Genomic DNA, 14,073 nt, shown 5'->3' with positions numbered 1-14,073 from the left:
TCCCCGATCGCCCCGCTCTCCCTGGTCCCGGCCCCGGTCCGGGTCCTCCCGTACGTCAGTGCCGTGGCTCCCAGCGGAACCACCGCCGTACAGCAAACACCGACACCACGGTCCAGGCCACCGCCGTGGCCACGGCGCCCAGGGCCTCGTAGGCCGACAGGTCACCGGTCCAGCCGCCGCGCACCAGCGAGATGACGGGCGTCAGCGGCAGCAGCTCGCAGACGGAGGCGATCCGGTCCGGGAGCAGCTCCAGCGGGATGAACAGGCCGGAGCCGAACAACGCGACGAACATGAACGGCAGCGGGGTGACCTGCGCGCTCTCACCGGTGCGGGTGAAGCTCGCGGTGACCGCCGCGAGCGCGGAGCACATCACGAGGCCGAGCAGCAGTCCGAGGACGGCGAGGTGGGGCGCGGAGGGCGCGGACAGGTCCAGCAGGGCGTAGCAGCCCACCGCCAGCAGCACGCTCTGGACGAGCCCGCTGAGGACGGCCGGCATCGCGGACCCGCTCAGGATCTCGACGTCCCGCAGCTCACCGGTGCGCAGCCGCTTGAGGACGAGTTCCTCGCGCCGGACGACGAAGACGCCGACGAGGGCGGAGTAGACGGCGAACAGCAGGGAGAAGCCGATCGCGGCGGGCAGCACGAGGGTGCCGGTGGTGAGCCCGGCCGCCGCGAGGTCCATCTCCTTGGACGCCTGCTGCACGCTGAACGGCAGCACCAGCGGCACGAACAGGGCGGCGAAGAGGGTGCCCTTGTTCCGTCCGAGCAGGGTCATCTCGGCGCGGGCGAGGGCGCTCATGCGCCGCATCGGGGTGGTGACCGTGGCGTGCGCGGCGCGTGCCGGGGGGTGTTCCGTGGCGGTGGTGTTCATGCCGCGTACTCCTTCGTCGTCGTTCCCTCGGCCGTCCTCGCGGACGCCTCCTTCGCGATCCCCAGGAACGCCTCCTCCAGGGACGCCGACCGGACGTCCAGACGGCGCAGTTCCACGCCGGCCCGTGCGGCCCACGTGAGCAGTCCGGTGGCCGCGCGCTGCAGCTCACGGGTGCGCAGCCGGACGATCCGGCCGTCGACCTCGTGGTCGCTCACACCCAGCTCGCCGAGCGGCGGCAGATCGCCCACGAAGTAGCCGTCGGGCAGTTCGAAGGAGATCCGGGAGGGCTGCGCGGCGGTCACCTCGGCCGGGGTGCCGGTGGCGGCGATCCGGCCCTCGTGCATGATCGCGAGCCGGTCGGCGAGGTTCTCGGCCTCTTCCAGGTAGTGCGTGGTCAGCAGCACCGTCGTGCCGCCGTCGCGCAGCGCGCTCACCAACTCCCAGGTGTCCCGGCGGCCTTCGGCGTCCAGTCCGGTGCTGGGCTCGTCCAGGAAGAGCACCTCGGGGTCGCCGAGCAGCGCGAGCGCCAGGTCCAGGCGGCGCCGCTGGCCTCCGGAGAGCTGCTTCACCCGGGTGCCGGCCTTCGCCTCCAGGCCCACCACCGCCAGCACCTCCGCCGGCGGCCGTGCCCCGCTGACGCAACCCGCCCACATCCGGGCGGTCTCGGCGACGGTCAGCTCGGACGGGAAGCCGCCCTCCTGGAGCATCACGCCGGTGCGGGGGCGTACGGCGGCCCGCTCGGTGTACGGGTCGTGCCCGAGGACGCGCACCCGCCCGCCCGCCGGAGCGGCGAGGCCCTCCAGCAGTTCCACCGTCGACGTCTTGCCCGCGCCGTTGGTGCCCAGCAGCGCGAAGACCTCGCCGCGGCGCACGGAGAAGTCGATTCCGCGCACGGCCTCGAACCCGCCCCCGTACACACGTCGCAGGCCGGTGACCTCAATCACGTGTTCGTGTCCGTCTGATCGCATGCCTCAAGCATTCCGGTGGCCCGGGCCGCGGGACAGTGCGGCCCGTCATCACCCGGCATGACAAATGTCAGGGGGGGGGCGACCGCCCGGCTCCCCGGTCGCGGGCACACGAAAAGACCCCGGTCCACGAGGGACCGGGGTCTGATTCCCGAGCGGACGACGAGGCTCGAACTCGCGACCTCAACCTTGGCAAGGTTGCGCTCTACCAACTGAGCTACGTCCGCATTGCCCCCGACCGGCCTTCACCGATCGGTGCGAGCACCAGCCTACCTGATCGAATACGCTGATCGGTACGGCGATGCAGAGCGGGTGACAGGAATTGCACACTGCGCCTTCCCCCTGGAAGGGGGATGTTCTACTACTGAACTACACCCGCATGTTCCGTGAGCTGGGCCTTTCGGCCTCGCCCCTCGGCGTGCTCCAGACTTTAGCTGATCACCCGGGGTGCTGCGCAAGTCGGTTGCCGCGAGGGGCGGCTGAGCGGCCGTCGGCCTCCGTGCGGGGAGCGGGCGCGACCCGCTCCCCGGCGAGAGCGGCTCGCCGCGCCCGGCTCACTGCGCCGCGGTGAACGCCTCGTACACCTTCTTCGGGATCCGGCCCCGCGCGGGCACGTCCATCTTGTTCGCCTGCGCCCAGGCCCGGACCGCCGCCGGGTCGGGGGCGACCTCCGTCTGCCGGTACGCCTTGCCGGAGCGCGACCGCTTGCGGCCGGCCGACACGTAGGGCTCGAGGGCCGTGCGCAGTTTCCGGGCATTGGCTTCGTTCAGGTCGATCTCGTACATCCGGCCGTCGACACCGAAGGCGATCGTCTCCGCCGCTTCCGAGCCGTCGATGTCGTCAAAGAGAGTGACCACGACACGCTGCGCCACGAATATCGGTCCCTTCGTGCGGCACCTCGCGATGACGTGCCAGGACGTCGCGATGATGCCGACTGTTCGCCTGTAATTGGGCAAAGTATCGGCTAATGACATTTCATTTGTACAGTGCCCGGCATTGCAATGGGAAGCTCGACTAAATCTCCCCGCGTGTCCGCCGCGCAATAGGCCGCCGAGCCCGATCCGGGATCTTTCCCGAAGTTTTTCGAAGCGGCGTCCTTCCGATGCCCGATCGTGATGGGGCTCACGTAGTTTCCTACAATGCTACGCGCGTAGAAATTTTGTACGGGTAGTCTGAAGGAACCTGCTCAGCACCACACACCGGGAGTGCCAGTGGCACGCGTCGTAGTCGACGTCATGCTCAAGCCGGAGATCCTCGACCCCCAGGGCCAGGCGGTGCAGCGCGCACTGCCGCGGCTGGGTTTCGAAGGGATCTCGGACGTACGCCAGGGAAAGCGATTCGAACTGGAAGTGGACGGGCCGGTCGATGACGCCGCCCTCGCCCGCATCCATGATCTTGCGGAATCCTTCCTCGCCAACACCGTGATCGAGGACTTCACCGTCAAGGTCGAGTCCGATGACGTAGTCGCGGGAGCCGTGAAGTGACCGCTCGTATTGGCGTCGTCACTTTCCCCGGCAGTCTCGACGACCGGGACACGCAGCGCGCGATCCGCGTCGCCGGTGCCGAACCCGTCGCCCTCTGGCACAAGGACAAGGACCTCAAGCAGGTCGACGCCGTGGTGCTCTGCGGCGGTTTCTCGTACGGCGACTATCTGCGGGCCGGCGCCATCGCGCGCTTCTCGCCGGTGATGGACACCGTCATCGACCAGGCCAGGGCCGGCCTCCCGGTGCTCGGCATCTGCAACGGCTTCCAGATCCTCACGGAGGCCCACCTGCTGCCCGGCGGGATGCTCGGCAACGACCACCTGCACTTCATCTGCCGCGACCAGAAGCTGCGGGTGGAGAACGCGGACACGTCCTGGACCAGCGACTACAGCGCCGGTCAGGAGATCCACATCCCGCTGAAGAACATGGACGGGCGGTACGTCGCCGACCGGCGCACGCTGGACGAGCTGGAGGCCGAGGGCCGCGTCGCCTTCCGCTACCTGGACGTCAACCCCAACGGCTCGCTCAACGACATCGCCGGCATCACCAACGCCGCCGGGAACGTCGTCGGCCTCATGCCGCACCCCGAGCACGCCGTCGAGCCGCTGATCGGCACCGGCCGCACCGACGGCCTCCCGTTCTTCACCTCGATCCTCAAGAAGCTGGTCAACGCATGAGCCGGACGCCTCTGGACACGGTCGAGCACGCGGCCGAGACCCCCGACGTCGAGCTGCCCTGGGCCGAGCTGGGCCTGAAGAAGGACGAGTACGAGCGGGTCGTGGAGATCCTCGGCCGCCGTCCCACCGGGGCGGAGCTGGCCATGTACTCCGTCATGTGGTCCGAGCACTGCTCGTACAAGAGCAGCAAGGTCCACCTGCGCCAGTTCGGCGAGAAGGCCCCGCAGTCCGACGCCATGCTGGTCGGCATCGGTGAGAACGCGGGCGTCGTCGACGTCGGCCAGGGCTACGCGGTCACCTTCAAGGTCGAGTCGCACAACCACCCCTCCTACGTGGAGCCCTACCAGGGCGCGGCCACGGGTGTCGGCGGCATCGTCCGCGACATCATCGCGATGGGCGCCCGCCCGGTCGCCGTCGTCGACCCCCTGCGCTTCGGCGCCGCCGACCACCCCGACACCAAGCGCGTCCTGCCCGGCGTCGTCGCCGGCATCGGCGGCTACGGCAACTGCCTGGGCCTGCCCAACATCGGCGGCGAGGTCGTCTTCGACGCCTGCTACCAGGGCAATCCGCTGGTCAACGCCGGTGCCATCGGCGTCATGCGGCACGAGGACATCCACCTGGCGAAGGCGTCCGGAGCCGGCAACAAGGTCATCCTGTACGGCGCCCGCACCGGCGGCGACGGCATCGGCGGCGCCTCGATCCTGGCCTCCGAGACCTTCGACGACGCCAAGCCGTCCAAGCGCCCCGCCGTCCAGGTCGGCGACCCCTTCCAGGAGAAGCTCCTCATCGAGTGCACCCTGGAGGCGTTCAGGGAGAAGCTGGTCGTCGGCATCCAGGACCTGGGCGCGGCCGGCCTGTCCTGCGCCACCTCCGAGCTGGCCTCCAACGGCTCCGGCGGCATGCGGGTCACCCTGGACGACGTACCCCTGCGCGACTCCACGCTCTCGCCCGAGGAGATCCTCATGAGCGAGTCGCAGGAGCGCATGTGCGCGGTGGTGGAGCCCGGCAAGGTCGACCGCTTCCTGGAGATCTGCGAGAAGTGGGACGTCATCGCCACCGTCATCGGCGAGGTGACCGACGGCGACCGCCTGGAGATCTACTGGCACGGCGGCAAGATCGTCGACGTCGACCCGCGCACGGTCGCGCACGAGGGCCCGGTCTACGAGCGCCCCTACGCCCGCCCCGAGTGGCAGGACGCCCTCCAGGCCGACGACGCGAACAAGCTGCCCCGGCCGGAGACGTCCGAGGAGCTGAAGGCCCAGGTCCTGAAGCTGGTGGGCTCGCCCAACCAGGCGTCCAAGAAGTGGATCACCCAGCAGTACGACCACTTCGTGCAGGGCAACACCGTCCTCGCCCAGCCCGAGGACTCCGGCATGATCCGCGTCGACGAGGAGACCGGCCTCGGCGTCGCGATCGCCACGGACGGCAACGGCCGCTACGCCAAGCTCGACCCGTACACGGGCGCCCAGCTGGCCCTCGCGGAGGCCTACCGCAACGTGGCGACGACCGGCGCCAAGCCGCTCGCCGTCTCGGACTGCCTGAACTTCGGCTCGCCGGAGGACCCGGCGGTCATGTGGCAGTTCGCGGAGGCCGTGCGCGGCCTGGCCGACGGCTGCCTCCAGCTCGGCACCCCGGTGACCGGCGGCAACGTCTCGCTCTACAACCAGACCGGCGAGGCCGCCATCCACCCGACCCCGGTGGTCGCGGTGCTCGGCGTCATCGACGACGTGGCCCGCCGCACGCCGGTCGCCTTCCAGGAGGAGGGGCACCTGCTGTACCTCCTCGGCGACACGCGCGAGGAGTTCGGCGGCTCGGCCTGGTCCCAGGTGGTCCACGACCACCTCGGCGGCCTGCCCCCGAAGGTCGACCTGGAGCGCGAGCGGCTGCTCGCCGAGATCCTGATCTCCGCCTCCCGCGACGGCATGATCGACTCCGCGCACGACCTGTCCGACGGCGGTCTGGTCCAGGCGGTCGTCGAGTCGGCGCTGCTCGGGGGGAAGGGCGCCCGTCTGGTCGTACCCGACGGACTGGACGCCTTCACCTTCCTGTTCTCGGAGTCGGCGGGCCGCGCGGTCGTCGCCGTCCCGCGCTCGGAGGAGCTCCGTTTCACCGACATGTGCGGCGCGCGCGGCCTGCCCGCCACCCGCGTCGGTGTCGTGGACGGGGACGCGGTGGAGGTCCAGGGCGAGTTCTCGCTCACCCTGACCGAGCTGCGCGAGGTCCACGAGGGGACGATCCCGGCGCTGCTCGCGTAAGAGGTTCGCGGAAGTCCACGCAAGGTCGAGGTCCCGTCCGGTCGGTCCGGGCGGGACCTCGGGCGTTTCGGCGCACGTGGTCCTCGGGGACCTCCGTGCCGAGTGCGATGCCCCCGGCTGACCCGGTCTCGTGCGGCCACCCCTTGCGCGTGATTACGTAGTTACGTAATCTCAAAGCGTGGAGCGACTGGAACAACGCGTGGCCGACCTCGAGCGGCGCCTCGCCGCACTGGAGTCCGCCGACCGGCCCGCCCCCCGCCCCGGGGAGGGCGACTTCTGGGCTCTGGAGGGACTGAAGGAGCAGCTCGCACAGATGCGGGCGGCCGACGGCGGCGTCCTGTTCACGGGGGCCGTCCGACTGCCGGCCGGAGAGCGGTACGAGTGGCAGCACGGGGCGCTGACCGAGGGCCTGATGGACGCCGACTGGGCCGCATCGGCCGAGGTGTTCGCCGCGCTCGGGCATCCCGTCCGGCTGCGACTGCTGCGCGAGGTACTCGGCGGCCGGCGCACCGCCGCCGAACTGGCCGAGCTGGACGAGGTGGGCACGACCGGCCAGATCTACCACCACCTGCGCCAGCTCACCGGCGCCGGCTGGCTGCACACCACCGGCCGGGGCCGCCACGAGGTGCCGCCGGGGCGGGTCGTACCACTGCTGGTGGTGCTGTCGGCGGCCCGGGGCTGAGCACGACCCGACGAGCAAGGGGGAACCATGTCCGCACGCAAGCTCGCCATGATCGTCTTTCGCGCCCTGCAACTGGGCTTCATCGCCCTGGTGGGCGCGCACATCGTCCTCGGCTTCGGGTATCCGCTGTGGTGGGACTTCCTGCCGCTGGTCCTGGCCTACGTCCTGATCACGGTGGTCAACCGCTGGGGCGGCGGCGCCCCGGACGCGCCGCGCTGCGCCCGTGAGCCGGTCGAGGTCGACCCGCCCGTGACCGGCCGCTGGTCCGCGCTGAACAGCCCGGCCGACCGCACCCCGAGCCACGGCGTCCACGCCTACGGCCAGACCTTCGCCATCGACCTGGTCGCCGAGCCGGAGCCCGGTGCCCGCCCCGGTTTCCGGGCGCTGTGGCCGCCGATGCGCCGCAACCGCGACTTCCCGGCGTTCGGCGCGCCGCTGCACGCGGTGGCCGACGGCACGGTCGTACGGACCGACGACGGCCAGCGCGACCACTTCAGCCGCGGTTCGCTGCCCGCGCTGCTGTACCTGATGCTCGTCGAGGGCTCGGTGCGCGAGATGGCCGGCGTCCGCCGGATCCTGGGCAACCACGTCGTGCTGGACCTCGGCGACGGCACGTACGCGCTCTACGCCCACGTGCGGCGCGGTTCGTTCGCCGTGCGCGAGGGCGACCGGGTGCGCGCCGGCCAGGTGCTCGCCCGGTGCGGCAACTCCGGCAACTCCAGCGAACCGCACGTCCACTTCCAGCTGATGGACGGCCCCGACCCGGACACCGCCCGGGGCGTCCCCTTCACCTGGCGCGGCGTCGGGGTCCCCCGAGGCGGCGAGTTCTTCGAGGTCGCCGAACCGGCGGACCACCCCGCCCACCGCGGCTGTTAGCTTCGTCGGGCGGTCGCGGAGCGGGAGGGGCCGCGCCGCGGGGCGACGGGGAGAACGGGGAACGGGGGAGCGATGCGGGTGCCGGACGGCGTGCGCAGGTCCGTGAACGTCCTGCTGTGTCTGGCCGCCGTCGTGGCGATCGGCTGGAGCGGGCGCGAGATCGGGCGGGTGTGGGACGCTCGGCGGCAGATCGACGAGGCCTGCGCGGGCCTCGTCCCGGCCGGGCGGGTGCTGGCGCTCTCCCCGGCCGGCGGCAGGATCACCCACCGGCAGGCCGAGGAGGGCGTGATCGACCTCGGCGCCGGGACCGCGCAGGACTGCGAGATCTTCAGCACCGAGGCCGGCGAGAAGAACGGCGAGGACCGGGGCGGGCGCTGGTTCTTCACCGGCGCCGTGGGGGTGCTGCCGGCCGACCGCCCCACGGTCGCCGACGGCCCGCTGGAGGACCTCGTCGACAGCGGGGGCGGCCCCACCCACCCCGACCAGCCGCTGGGCGGCGGTATCGCGGGCCGTGTCACGGAGTCCGACGTCGTCGTCCAGCTGCCGTGCGCCGGGGGCCGGCTGAACGGCCGGCCGGTGAAGGCCCTGTGGGCCCGGGCCTCGCTGCAGAGCCCCGCGCCGCGGTTCACCGACGGCGGCCAGCTCGGCGCGCACGACCGCGCCGTCCTCGCCGAGACCGCCGTGCTCACCGCCAACAACCTCGCCGGCCGCGTGGGCTGCGCCGACCGGCTGCCCGATCCGCCCGCGGACGTCCCCGCGCTGCCCGAGGGCCCGGTCCCGGCCGCCCGCGCCGAGGGCACCTGCGCCTGGTACCGCGAGGGCGGCTTCGCCCGCCGGCCGGAGCTGCCGGACCAGGTCGTCGAGAGCCGCACGGACGACCGGCTGTGGGACGAGCGGTGCGGGCTCGTGCTCGGTGAAAGCCGCGCCGGCGCGCTGTACCTCGCCGAGGCGGACGACCACGAGTACCTGATCCGCCCGGACAGCCCCGGCCAGTGGTTCGTCTCCCTCCACACGTACGCGGGCGAGGACGCGAAGAACGTCCTGCTCACCAGCACCGACCTGCGCGAGGACCCGGAACCCGCCACCCCCGGCCGCGCCGGACGCAGCAGCGAGGACCCGATCTGGTGGGCGTCCTCCGTCTGCGACGGGGAACCGCAGATCCACACCATGAGCCTCGCCCTGAGCTACCACAGGCTGGTGACCCCCCGCATGGAGCAGGTCTTCCGCGCCTACGTCGAGGACGTCACCGCCCGCCGCCACTGCACGGACCTCGTATTCCCCGAGAAGCCCGCCTTCAGGGCCGACTAGGCTCACCGCCATGCCGCCCGCCAGGAGACGCGCCCGCGCCTACGACCCCGCCCGGACCCGCACCGCCGTGCTGGCCCAGTTCGCCCACGTACGGACTGCCGTCCGCGGCCTCACGCCCGAGCAGCTCGCTCTGCCGACCCGGCTCGGCGACTGGACCGTGCGGGAACTGGTCGCGCACATCGGCAGGGCCCTCTCCGCCGTGGACCGGCTGCTCGACGAGCCCGAACCCGCGCGCCAGGACGCCCGCCTGCTCGACTGGCCGTTCGCCGTCGCCGCCGACGCGGACCCCATCGCCGCCACGGCCCGGCGCCTCGCGGCCGACCACCCCGACCTCGACGCCCACCTCGCCGAGGTCGAGCGGCGCTTCACCGACCGCCTCGACGCCCACCCCGGCACCCGGCTGCTGGCCACCAGCGCGGGCGCCCTGCCGCTGGCCGACTACCTCGTCACCCGCACCGTCGAGCTGGTCGTCCACACCGACGACCTCGCCGCCGCCGTGCCCGGCCTGGACATCCCGTACGACCGGCAGGCCCTGGCCGCCGCGACCCGGCTGCTGGCCGACGCGCTCGCCGCCAAGGCGCCCGGCGGCTCGACCGAGGTGCGGATCCCGCCGTACGCCGTGGTGCAGTGCGTGGAGGGACCCCGGCACACCCGCGGCACCCCGCCCAACGTCGTCGAGACCGACCCGCTGACCTGGGTCCGGCTGGCCGCCGGACGGCTGGCCTGGAAGGACGCGGTGACCGGGGCGAAGGTGCGCGCGAGCGGCGAGCGGGCCGACCTCGGGGAGCTGCTGCCCCTGCTGGCCTGAGGAACGGGACCCGGGCAGAGGGGAACCAGACACTCCGCACGTCCGTCGAATCGGCATGTACAGGCAGAAGCAGCAGCGCAGCATCCCCCTGACCGTGGCAGCCCTCGCCGCGCTCGTGCCGCTCGCGGCGGCCTGCGGCAGCGAGAAGGCCGACGGTGGCAGCGGCTCCGTCGGCGAGGGACGGCCCATGACCGGCGTCCGGTGGGCCATCGACAGCGTCACCGTGGACGGCACCACCCACAAGGCGCCGGACACGGCGCGCGTCCGGATCGACGACAACGGCGAGGCGGAGGGCAGCACCGGCTGCAACACCTTCAGCGCCCGCGCCGCCGTCGAGGGCGAGCGCGTCCGGCTCAGCGACGCCGTGTTCACCGAGAAGGCCTGCGCCACGACGCCCGTGGACTTCGAGAAGTCCCTCGGCCGCGCCCTCACCGCCGGCCCCCTCACCCCGAAGAACGACGGCGACCGCCTGACGCTCACCACCTCGGACGGCGACACCGTCCGGCTGAGCGAACCCGCGGACGCGTCCCTGTACGGCACGGAGTGGACCGTCACGGTCCCGGGGGAGAAGGGCCGCGCCCACCTCACCTTCGACCGGGACGCGAAGACCGTCGCCGGCCGCCTCCCCTGCAACCACGTCAACGCCAAGGCCACCGTCAGCGACGGCAGTATCACCCTCGGCGCTCCGTCCACCACCCGAATGATGTGCGAAGGCTCACTCATGGACGCCGAGAAGCGGTTGCTGCGGTTCTTCGGCGGCCCGGTCGAGTACCGCATCGATCAGGAAACCCTCACGCTGACCAGCAAGGACGGCGACACCCTCCGAGCCGACGCCAAGCAGTGATCCACACGTGAGCCCCTGTCCCCAATTCGGACCAGTGGTCGACCTCGCCTACACTCGAAGGCGTGCCACGTGGTGACGGTCGACTCAATCACGATCTGCTTCCGGGCGAGAAGGGCCCCCAGGACGCATGCGGCGTCTTCGGTGTCTGGGCTCCCGGTGAAGAGGTCGCAAAACTCTCCTACTTCGGGCTCTACGCCCTCCAGCATCGAGGCCAGGAATCCGCGGGAATCGCGGTCAGCAACGGTTCACAGATCCTCGTCTTCAAGGACATGGGACTGGTCTCCCAGGTCTTCGACGAGACCTCGCTCGGTTCGCTCCAGGGTCACATCGCGGTCGGACACGCCCGCTACTCGACCACCGGTGCGTCCGTGTGGGAGAACGCCCAGCCGACGTTCCGTGCCACCGCGCAGGGCTCCATCGCGCTCGGGCACAACGGCAACCTCGTCAACACCGCCCAGCTCGCCGAGATGGTCGCCGACCTGCCCAAGCAGGACGGCCGCTCGACGCGGGTCGCGGCGACCAACGACACGGACCTGGTCACCGCGCTCCTCGCGGGCCAGGTCGACGACGACGGCAAGCCGCTGACCATCGAGGAGGCGGCCGGCAAGGTGCTGCCCCAGGTGCAGGGCGCCTTCTCCCTCGTCTTCATGGACGAGCACACCCTCTACGCCGCCCGGGACCCGCAGGGCATCCGCCCGCTGGTCCTCGGCCGGCTGGAGCGCGGCTGGGTGGTCGCCTCGGAGTCCGCCGCCCTCGACATCTGCGGCGCCTCCTACGTCCGCGAGATCGAGCCGGGCGAGTTCGTCGCCATCGACGAGAACGGCCTGCGCACCTCCCGATTCGCAGAAGCGAAGCCCAAGGGCTGTGTCTTCGAGTACGTCTACCTGGCCCGCCCGGACACCGACATCGCCGGCCGGAACGTGTACCTCTCGCGCGTCGAGATGGGCCGCAAGCTGGCCGCGGAGGCTCCCGCCGACGCCGACCTGGTCATAGCGACCCCGGAATCCGGCACCCCCGCCGCGATCGGCTACGCCGAGGCCTCCGGCATCCCCTTCGGCAACGGCCTGGTGAAGAACGCCTACGTCGGCCGCACCTTCATCCAGCCCTCGCAGACCATCCGCCAGCTCGGCATCCGCCTGAAGCTGAACCCCCTGAAGGAAGTCATCAAGGGCAAGCGGCTGGTCGTCGTCGACGACTCGATCGTCCGCGGCAACACCCAGCGGGCCCTGGTCCGCATGCTCCGCGAGGCCGGCGCCGCCGAGGTCCACATCCGGATCTCCTCCCCGCCCGTGAAGTGGCCCTGCTTCTTCGGCATCGACTTCGCGACCCGCGCCGAGCTCATCGCCAACGGCATGAGCATCGAGGAGATCGGCACCTCGCTCGGCGCCGACTCCCTGGCGTACATCTCCATCGACGGCATGATCGAGGCGACCACCATCGCCAAGCCGAACCTCTGCCGCGCCTGCTTCGACGGCGAGTACCCGATGGAGCTCCCCGACCCCGAGCTGCTCGGCAAGCAGCTCCTGGAGACCGAGCTGGCCGCCGGGCCCGCCGCGACGGCCGCCGCCGACGCCATCCGTCGTCCGTAGCGCCGCCCGCACCACCTGCCGTACGACACAAAGGTTCTCATCGTCATGTCTGACACAACTGGTGCCAGCTACGCAGCCGCGGGCGTCGACATCGAGGCGGGCGACCGCGCCGTCGAGCTCATGAAGGAGTGGGTCAAGAAGACACAGCGCCCCGAGGTCCTCGGCGGCCTCGGCGGTTTCGCCGGTCTCTTCGACGCCTCCGCCCTCAAGAACTACGAGCGCCCCCTGCTCGCCTCCGCCACCGACGGCGTCGGTACCAAGGTCGACATCGCCCGGCAGCTGGGCGTCTACGACACCATCGGCCACGACCTGGTCGCCATGGTCATGGACGACATCGTGGTCTGCGGTGCCGAGCCGCTGTTCATGACCGACTACATCTGCGTCGGCAAGGTCCACCCCGAGCGTGTCGCCGCGATCGTCAAGGGCATCGCCGAGGGCTGTGTGCTGGCCGGCTGTGCCCTGGTGGGCGGCGAGACGGCCGAGCACCCGGGTCTGCTCGGCGCGGACGACTTCGACGTCGCCGGCGCCGGTACGGGCGTCGTGGAGGCCGACCGGCTGCTGGGCCCGGATCGCATCCGTAAGGGTGACGCGGTGATCGCCATGGCGTCCTCCGGGCTTCACTCGAACGGGTACTCGCTCGTCCGCCACGTCCTGCTGAACGAGGCCGGGCTGGCCCTGGACGCGCACCTGGACGGCCTCGGGCGCACCCTCGGCGAGGAACTGCTGGAGCCGACCAAGATCTACTCCCTGGACTGCCTGGCCCTCACCCGCACCGCCGAGGTCCACGCCTTCAGCCACGTCACGGGAGGCGGCCTCGCCGCCAACCTGGCCCGCGTGGTCCCCGACGGCCTGCACGCCGTCGTCGACCGCTCCACCTGGGCCCCGGGCGCGATCTTCGACCTCGTCGGTACGACGGGCCGGGTGGAACGCCTGGAGCTGGAGAAGACCCTCAACATGGGCGTGGGCATGATCGCGATCGTCCCCGAGGAGTCGACGGACGTGGCCCTGACGACCCTGGCCGACCGCGGCGTGGACGCCTGGGTGGCCGGCGAGATCACCGACCGGGGCGACCACGCGACGGGCGCCGCGCTCGTCGGCGACTACGCCGGCTGAGAAGACGGCCGTTCGGGTAGCACAGAACCCGGTCGGTGACGTGAGTCACCGACCGGGTGAGTGTTCCGTGCAGGGTCAAGCGCCGCGCCGCTGTTGCGGGGACTGGCCGTCCTCGTCCTGGTCGTCGTCCCCATAGAGGTCGGCGTACCGCGCGTACACGTCATCGTCCTGCTCATCGTCCTCGAATTGCTCGCCATTCGGCGGTTGCGAATTCGACGGCGATGCGCCCAGCTCCTCGGCCAGGCGGGAGAGATCAGTCCCACCGCTGTTGTACTTCAGCTGGCGGGCGACCTTCGTCTGCTTGGCCTTGGCCCGGCCGCGCCCCATGGCTCGACCCCCTCAACGACGGGGCTCGACGGCCCCAGAGTCTTGACACGCGTTCATGGTCCGGCACGGGCTCTCCGCGGAGAGACCGGTCCGTAGGGCTTCCACGGTACCTGAGCCCACGCCCATACGGTACGTCGCCCGCAGGACGTGGCTACGCCCAGGACCTTCGAGGCGCCCCGTCCTCGCTGGTCAACGGCGATTTTAACCACCTTTCGGCGGTCGACCCGCCGGGAGAAGTGAGAGTTCTCTCCAAGTGCCGCCCGGCGGGTACCGG

At 71.4% G+C, this 14,073-nt stretch carries 14 protein-coding genes and 2 tRNA genes; 10 read left to right on the top strand and 6 right to left on the bottom strand.

The window, feature by feature from the left end:
• Window positions 1-55: 55 nt before the first annotated feature.
• The 5 genes from SAM23877_RS17080 to SAM23877_RS17060 all read right to left on the bottom strand — a co-directional run bounded on the left by SAM23877_RS17080 (window position 56) and on the right by SAM23877_RS17060 (window position 2,708).
• Window positions 56-871 carry an ABC transporter permease gene (locus tag SAM23877_RS17080; RefSeq protein WP_053133546.1) on the bottom strand — a complete coding sequence of 272 codons (816 nt, stop codon included), beginning with the start codon at window positions 869-871 and terminating at the stop codon, window positions 56-58.
• Window positions 868-1,839 carry an ABC transporter ATP-binding protein gene (locus SAM23877_RS17075; RefSeq protein ID WP_053133545.1) on the bottom strand — a complete coding sequence of 324 codons (972 nt, stop codon included), beginning with the start codon at window positions 1,837-1,839 and terminating at the stop codon, window positions 868-870. The genes SAM23877_RS17080 and SAM23877_RS17075 overlap by 4 nt, the downstream gene beginning before the upstream one ends.
• 151 nt (window positions 1,840-1,990) lie before the next feature.
• A tRNA-Gly gene (locus tag SAM23877_RS17070) sits at window positions 1,991-2,063 on the bottom strand.
• 80 nt (window positions 2,064-2,143) lie between these two features.
• A tRNA-Gly gene (locus SAM23877_RS17065) sits at window positions 2,144-2,215 on the bottom strand.
• 175 nt (window positions 2,216-2,390) lie between these two features.
• The gene (locus SAM23877_RS17060) at window positions 2,391-2,708 is read right to left on the bottom strand and encodes a histone-like nucleoid-structuring protein Lsr2 (RefSeq protein ID WP_053133541.1); all 318 of its coding nucleotides are present in this window, start codon (window positions 2,706-2,708) and stop codon (window positions 2,391-2,393) included.
• Window positions 2,709-3,047: 339 nt separating this feature from the next.
• Here SAM23877_RS17060 and purS point away from each other — a divergent pair, with 339 nt between their 5' ends.
• The 10 genes from purS to purM all read left to right on the top strand — a co-directional run bounded on the left by purS (window position 3,048) and on the right by purM (window position 13,472).
• The gene (gene purS / locus SAM23877_RS17055) at window positions 3,048-3,320 is read left to right on the top strand and encodes a phosphoribosylformylglycinamidine synthase subunit PurS (protein WP_053133538.1); all 273 of its coding nucleotides are present in this window, start codon (window positions 3,048-3,050) and stop codon (window positions 3,318-3,320) included.
• Window positions 3,317-3,997: a phosphoribosylformylglycinamidine synthase subunit PurQ gene (gene purQ / locus SAM23877_RS17050; protein WP_053133535.1), complete on the top strand. Its 681-nt coding sequence runs from the start codon at window positions 3,317-3,319 to the stop codon at window positions 3,995-3,997. The genes purS and purQ overlap by 4 nt, the downstream gene beginning before the upstream one ends.
• Window positions 3,994-6,252 carry a phosphoribosylformylglycinamidine synthase subunit PurL gene (gene purL / locus SAM23877_RS17045; protein ID WP_053133533.1) on the top strand — a complete coding sequence of 753 codons (2,259 nt, stop codon included), beginning with the start codon at window positions 3,994-3,996 and terminating at the stop codon, window positions 6,250-6,252. The genes purQ and purL overlap by 4 nt, the downstream gene beginning before the upstream one ends.
• 199 nt (window positions 6,253-6,451) lie before the next feature.
• Window positions 6,452-6,934 (top strand): ArsR/SmtB family transcription factor, encoded by a 483-nt coding sequence (locus SAM23877_RS17040; RefSeq protein WP_053133530.1) that lies wholly within the window; start codon window positions 6,452-6,454, stop codon window positions 6,932-6,934.
• A 27-nt stretch (window positions 6,935-6,961) separates the two neighbouring features.
• On the top strand, window positions 6,962-7,810 hold the full coding sequence (locus SAM23877_RS17035) for a M23 family metallopeptidase (protein ID WP_053133527.1): 849 nt from the start codon (window positions 6,962-6,964) through the stop codon (window positions 7,808-7,810).
• Between the two features lie 72 nt (window positions 7,811-7,882).
• Window positions 7,883-9,118 carry a hypothetical protein gene (locus SAM23877_RS17030; RefSeq protein WP_053133524.1) on the top strand — a complete coding sequence of 412 codons (1,236 nt, stop codon included), beginning with the start codon at window positions 7,883-7,885 and terminating at the stop codon, window positions 9,116-9,118.
• Between the two features lie 10 nt (window positions 9,119-9,128).
• Entirely contained in the window at window positions 9,129-9,926 is a 798-nt protein-coding gene (locus tag SAM23877_RS17025) for a maleylpyruvate isomerase family mycothiol-dependent enzyme (protein ID WP_053133522.1), read from the top strand.
• Window positions 9,927-9,981: 55 nt separating this feature from the next.
• Window positions 9,982-10,770 (top strand): META domain-containing protein, encoded by a 789-nt coding sequence (locus SAM23877_RS17020; protein WP_053133519.1) that lies wholly within the window; start codon window positions 9,982-9,984, stop codon window positions 10,768-10,770.
• A gap of 62 nt (window positions 10,771-10,832) precedes the next feature.
• Window positions 10,833-12,359, top strand: a complete 1,527-nt coding sequence (purF, locus tag SAM23877_RS17015; protein WP_053133517.1) for an amidophosphoribosyltransferase — start codon at window positions 10,833-10,835, stop codon at window positions 12,357-12,359.
• A 45-nt stretch (window positions 12,360-12,404) separates the two neighbouring features.
• A complete protein-coding gene (gene purM / locus SAM23877_RS17010) occupies window positions 12,405-13,472 on the top strand; it encodes a phosphoribosylformylglycinamidine cyclo-ligase (RefSeq protein WP_053133514.1) in 1,068 nt (355 codons plus the stop codon).
• Between the two features lie 75 nt (window positions 13,473-13,547).
• On the opposite strand, the gene SAM23877_RS17005 is transcribed toward purM, so the two are convergent.
• Window positions 13,548-13,799: a DUF3073 domain-containing protein gene (locus tag SAM23877_RS17005; RefSeq protein ID WP_053133512.1), complete on the bottom strand. Its 252-nt coding sequence runs from the start codon at window positions 13,797-13,799 to the stop codon at window positions 13,548-13,550.
• Window positions 13,800-14,073: the final 274 nt, after the last annotated feature.

It is taken from the genome of Streptomyces ambofaciens ATCC 23877 (assembly GCF_001267885.1).
GTDB lineage: Bacteria > Actinomycetota > Actinomycetes > Streptomycetales > Streptomycetaceae > Streptomyces > Streptomyces ambofaciens.
This window is presented reverse-complemented; position numbering and strand designations above follow the sequence as displayed.

What these genes read in the sequence shown, in the direction of transcription:
- SAM23877_RS17080 (WP_053133546.1), bottom strand. Translation starts at nt 871, where the DNA reads ATGAACACCACCGCCACGGAACACCCCCCGGCACGCGCCGCGCACGCC.
- SAM23877_RS17020 (WP_053133519.1), top strand. Translation starts at nt 9,982, where the DNA reads ATGTACAGGCAGAAGCAGCAGCGCAGCATCCCCCTGACCGTGGCAGCC.
- SAM23877_RS17025 (WP_053133522.1), top strand. Translation starts at nt 9,129, where the DNA reads ATGCCGCCCGCCAGGAGACGCGCCCGCGCCTACGACCCCGCCCGGACC.
- SAM23877_RS17035 (WP_053133527.1), top strand. Translation starts at nt 6,962, where the DNA reads ATGTCCGCACGCAAGCTCGCCATGATCGTCTTTCGCGCCCTGCAACTG.
- SAM23877_RS17005 (WP_053133512.1), bottom strand. Translation starts at nt 13,799, where the DNA reads ATGGGGCGCGGCCGGGCCAAGGCCAAGCAGACGAAGGTCGCCCGCCAG.
- purM (WP_053133514.1), top strand. Translation starts at nt 12,405, where the DNA reads ATGTCTGACACAACTGGTGCCAGCTACGCAGCCGCGGGCGTCGACATC.
- SAM23877_RS17030 (WP_053133524.1), top strand. Translation starts at nt 7,883, where the DNA reads ATGCGGGTGCCGGACGGCGTGCGCAGGTCCGTGAACGTCCTGCTGTGT.
- purL (WP_053133533.1), top strand. Translation starts at nt 3,994, where the DNA reads ATGAGCCGGACGCCTCTGGACACGGTCGAGCACGCGGCCGAGACCCCC.
- SAM23877_RS17075 (WP_053133545.1), bottom strand. Translation starts at nt 1,839, where the DNA reads ATGCGATCAGACGGACACGAACACGTGATTGAGGTCACCGGCCTGCGA.